Source organism: Intrasporangium sp. (genome assembly GCF_036566125.1).
Lineage (GTDB): Bacteria > Actinomycetota > Actinomycetes > Actinomycetales > Dermatophilaceae > Intrasporangium.
In genome coordinates this window covers 1-4827 of sequence record NZ_DATCWX010000213.1, presented here as the reverse complement: position 1 = coordinate 4827, position 4827 = coordinate 1, and the positions used below count along the sequence as shown (strand labels likewise).

The window sequence follows — 4827 nt, the reverse complement described above, 5'->3', positions numbered from 1 at the left end:
GGCCCGCCGCTCGGCCAGCGGCGAGTCCCCCTCGTAGAGGTACTGGGCGACGTAGCCGAAGACGAGGGACTTCGCGAACGGGCTGGGCTGCGCCGACTCGACATCGACGACGGTCACTGCGCGAGAGCGGATCTCAGTCATCAGGTCGACGAGGCCTGGCACGTCGAAGACGTCCTGGACGCACTCCCGAACGGCCTCGAGGACGATGGGGAAGGTCGGGTACTGGCTCGCCACCTGGAGCAGCTGAGCGGCCCGCTGGCGCTGCTGCCACAGGGGCTGGCGCCGGTCCGGGCGCCTGCGCGGCAGGAGCAGCGCCCGTGCTGCACACTCGCGGAACCGAGCCGCGAACAGGGCCGACCCACCGATCTCCTGCGTCACGAACTCGACGACGTCCTCCGGCTCGAGCGTCACGAGCTCGACGAGCTGGCGGCCGATCTCCCCACTGGAGGCAGCCGCGCCACCCTCGTCGAACTCGAGGTCGGGCAGGCGGAACACGATGCCGTCGTCACCGTGCATGGCCTGCACGTCGATCCCGAAGCGCTCCCGCATCCGGGCCGCGACGCAGAGCGCCCACGGCGCATGGACCTGCCCGCCGAAGGGCGAGAGGACGGCGACGCGCCAATCGCCGATCTCGTCCCGGAACCGCTCGACGACGATGGTCCGGTCGTCGGGCACGTGCCGGGTGGCCTCGCGCTGCTCGGTGAGGTAGGCGAGCAGGTTGTCGGCCGCCCACTCGTCCAGCCCCGCCTGGACGACTCTGGCCCGCGCCTTGGCGCTGGGCAGCCCGACGACCTCGCGGACGAAGGCGCCGACGGCACGACCCAGCTCGGCGGGCCGGCCCTGCTGGTCGCCCTTCCAGAACGGCAGGCGCCCGGCCTGCCCCGGCGCCGGCGTCACGAGGACCCGATCGTGGGTGATGTCCTCGATCCGCCACGACGACGTGCCGAGCGTGAAGACGTCACCGACCCGCGACTCGTAGACCATCTCCTCATCGAGCTCGCCGACCCGGCGCCCCGGCCCCTCACCCGACGCGAGGAAGACGGCATACAGACCTCGGTCGGGGATCGTCCCACCGCTCGTCACGGCGAGGCGCTGCGCACCCCGACGCCCGGTGAGCGTGTCGGTGATCCGGTCCCACACGATGCGGGGGCGCAGCTCGGCGAACTCGTCGCTGGGGTACTTGCCGGCGAGCATGTCGAGCGTCGCCTCGAGCACTGAGCGAGGCAAACCTGCGAAGCTCGCCGCCCGCCGCGCGAGCGCCTCCACCTCGTCGACCGTCCAGTCGTCCATCGCACACATGGCGACGATCTGCTGGGCGAGCACGTCGACCGGGTTGGCGGGGATGCGCAGGCTCTCGATCGCGCCGGCCTGCATTCGCTCGACGACGACGGCGGTCTGGACGAGGTCGCCGCGGAACTTCGGGAAGAGCACCCCGCGGCTGACCGCACCGACCTGGTGCCCGGCCCGCCCGACCCGCTGGAGGCCGCTCGCCACGCTGGGCGGGCTCTCGACCTGCACCACGAGGTCGACGGCACCCATGTCGATGCCGAGCTCGAGGCTGCTCGTCGCGACGACGGCGGGCAGCCGCCCGGCCTTGAGGTCCTCCTCGATCGCTGCCCGGTGCTCCTTGCTCACGGAGCCGTGGTGCGCCCGGGCGAGGACGGCAGGGGCGCCGTGGCTGGCTCCCGACTGCGCCATGATCTGCGCCGGCGGGCGACCCTGATCGAGTGGACGACTTCTGGGCTCCCCGGCGAAGCCGGTCACCCCAGAAGTTGTTCTCTCGATCTCATCGGCTGCCCCTTCCTCAGACTGACGCTCCTCCCAGATCTCGTTGAGGCGGGAGGTCAGCCGCTCGGCGAGCCGACGGGAGTTGGCGAAGACGAGGGTCGAACGGTGCTTCGTGATGAGGTCGGCGATCCGCTCCTCGACGTGCGGCCAGATAGACGCCTGAGGAGCGTTGCCCGCAGCGGGGCCGGACAGGTCGGGCACTCCCGGGGAGATCTCGACCGGGGCGCCCGACAGCTCAGCCATGTCAGGGACGGGGACGACGACGTCGAGGTCCCACTCCTTCGTCGACGGCGGCTGCACGATCTCAGCCGGACGACCTCCAGCGAGATAGCGCGCCACCTCCTCGACGGGTCGCACCGTTGCGGAGAGGCCAACCCGCTGGGCGGGCTTGCCGAGCAAGGCGTCCAGGCGCTCGAGGGACAGGGCAAGGTGGGCGCCGCGCTTCGTGCCGGCGACGGCGTGGACCTCGTCGACGATGACCGTCTCGATGCCATGCAGGGCCTCGCGCACGGACGACGTCAGCATGAGGAACAGCGACTCAGGCGTCGTGATGAGGATGTCCGTCGGCGTCCGGGCGAAGGCGCGGCGCTCGGTTGCCGGCGTGTCACCGGAGCGGACCGACACCCCGATCTCGGGGACCGGCAGCCCGAGCCGCGTGGCGGCGTGCCCGATGCCGACGAGCGGTGCACGGAGGTTCCGCTCGACGTCAACGGCGAGCGCCTTCATGGGCGAGACGTAAAGGACGCGGCACCGCGCCAGTCGCTCCTCCGGCACCGGCTCCGTCGCCATCCGGTCGATGGCCCAGAGGAAGGCGGACAGCGTCTTCCCCGAACCGGTGGGGGCGACGACGACGCAGTGGTGACCGGAGGAGATGGCCTCCCAAGCCCCCGCCTGCGCCGCGGTGGGCGCGCGGAAACTGCTCCGGAACCACGCTGCCGTCGCCGGAGAGAAGCGGTCGAGCACCTCGACGCCCGCCTGATCTGCCTTGGCCATCAGGCCCAGCCTGCCACCCAGCGGTGACACCGCCCTCCGTGGGAGGTCAATGGGTCCCACGGAGAGCGGTCGTGGAGGTCAGTGCCCCGCGTCTGGGGTCCCCGCCTGGTGCTCCTCACCCTCGTGCGCTGCCTCGGCCTCGATCGCGCTGCCAATGTCGACGACGTACTTCTCGAACATCAGCTCGGCCTCGACGCGCTCGCGGCTCGTCTCCACGGTCTTGTTGGCGGCCTCAGCGGCTCGTGCGTCGAGGACGCCCTGGTAGCGCTCGGACACCTTTGCCCGAAGGCTCCCGTCGAGCATCGTGAGCACGGCGTCAGGATTGCCCTGGCCGAGCGACTCCTCTGCTGCCTCCAAGGCCGGATTCTCCTCCAGCTGCTCCTTGATGCCGGTGTAGGAAGCCCCTTCGCCGACACGGTGCAGCCGTAGGGCCGTCTCCTTGAAGTACTCGTCGGCGAGCTCCTGGACCTGTGGCCCTCGGTTTCGGACTGCCATCGTCTCGTCGAAGGCTGCCTTGAGCTCCTGCTCCTGGTCGGCCTTGACGTAGGGGAGGATGAGGTTCACGTCTCCCTTCTCGAGCGCCTGTGTGGCGGAGGTGACGACCGGACCCTCCCTCGAGTCGCAGTGTGCGGATGCCGGTGCGGCCTGGACCGCCACCACGGCGAACGCCGCGATGAGGGTGGCGATGGTGGCGACCACGGCTCGGCCGAGCCTTGACCGCCCGAGTTTTGACCTCCTGAGCCTTGTTATCGGATTCCTTGGGATGATGGACGCGTTCATGAGTTTCTCCTTTCGATGCGTCCCGGAGAGGATGCGGCTGTTCTCCGTCGGGAAAAATGACGTGGATCAAGGACGCGGCAGCCCACCGCATGGCACCGCGGATCCGCCTGCTCCTCGGTATTGGCCGCAGGCTGGCGGGCCTCAGCGCAGGCCATCGCCGGTGAAGCGCCGGATCCTCGGCGTTCCCGACGGGCCGGTTGTGAGCAAGGAGGCAGCCGCCGCAATGGCCAAGGGAGTGCCGGATCTGCTCGGTTGCGACCTGGCTGTGGCGGTCAGGGGCGTCGGCGGTCCGGAGGAGCAGGACGGGCAGCCCCCGGGGACGGTGGGTTCGGGATCTCCAATTGGGGTCTGGTGGCAACCGAGCTGCAACGCTGGGACGGTGGGCCGGAGGAGGTCGTGAACCAGACGACCCTGCGCGCGTTGATCATGCTGATGCGCGTCCCGCACGATCCCGCCGCCCTCGGCCGAGCGGCATACGGCCGTCTCTTCACCACTCCACGTTGGGCTCGCGTCTTGTCGGGGTTTGGCATCGGGAGGAGAGTGGAACGTGGGCGACGTGCCGGATGGCCGCTGACGCCCCTCGGCCAATGCCAGCGCCTGCCGACGCACCGCCTCCACCACCCACCAGGACGAACCTGAGGTACGAGGAGGAACGCATGACGACTGCCCGAGACATCATGAACGCTGGAGCGACCTGCGTCAGCGAGGACCAGAGCCTGCTCGAGGCCGCGCGGATGATGCGTGACATGGGAGTGGGCTCCCTACCCATCTGCGGCAACGACCAGAAGCTGCACGGCATCATCACCGATCGCGACATCGTCGTGAAGTGCGTCGCCGAGGGCAAGGACGTCTCGACGTGCACAGCCGGTGAGCTCGCCCAGGGCGAGGTCACCTGGGTGGACGCCATGACCGACGTGAACGACGTCGTCGACGTCATGGGCCGCGAGCAGGTCAAGCGGCTGCCTGTCATCGAGGACCACCAGCTCGTCGGCATGATCAGCGAGGCCGACCTCGCGCGTCACCTCGACGAGCACCAGCTGAGCGAGTTCGTGGAGAAGGTCTTCGCGCGTCCCTGACCTTCACTGCACGACCCTTCAGCCGTATGCCGCTGGGCCGGCTCCCGTCCGGGAGCCGGCCCAGCGCGCAACGACGTTTGACACCAGGGCCTGCACCGTTTCCCTTCGAAGCGCGAGGGGTAGTGGGCTGTCGTGAACCTGTCCAACGGCCACCGCCGAACGCCACGACGAGTCGTCGTGACGGGCGGGG

4 protein-coding genes are annotated in these 4827 nt (G+C 69.8%); 2 read left to right on the top strand and 2 right to left on the bottom strand.

The window, feature by feature from the left end; all coding sequences use genetic code 11:
* On the bottom strand, nucleotides 1–2781 hold a 2781-nt coding region (locus tag VIR15_RS13120; RefSeq protein ID WP_331928308.1), incomplete at its 3' end, for a DEAD/DEAH box helicase.
* Nucleotides 2782–2859: 78 nt separating this feature from the next.
* On the bottom strand, nucleotides 2860–3480 hold the full coding sequence (locus tag VIR15_RS13115) for a DUF6448 family protein (protein ID WP_331928306.1): 621 nt from the start codon (nucleotides 3478–3480) through the stop codon (nucleotides 2860–2862).
* Here VIR15_RS13115 and VIR15_RS21225 point away from each other — a divergent pair.
* Together VIR15_RS21225 and VIR15_RS13110 are read left to right on the top strand one after the other, a co-directional pair.
* Nucleotides 3455–3961 (top strand): CinA family protein, encoded by a 507-nt coding sequence (locus VIR15_RS21225; RefSeq protein WP_414654961.1) that lies wholly within the window; start codon nucleotides 3455–3457, stop codon nucleotides 3959–3961. The genes VIR15_RS13115 and VIR15_RS21225 overlap by 26 nt on opposite strands.
* Before the next feature lie 256 nt (nucleotides 3962–4217).
* Nucleotides 4218–4637 (top strand): CBS domain-containing protein, encoded by a 420-nt coding sequence (locus VIR15_RS13110; protein ID WP_331928304.1) that lies wholly within the window; start codon nucleotides 4218–4220, stop codon nucleotides 4635–4637.
* The last annotated feature ends 190 nt before the right edge of the window (nucleotides 4638–4827 follow it).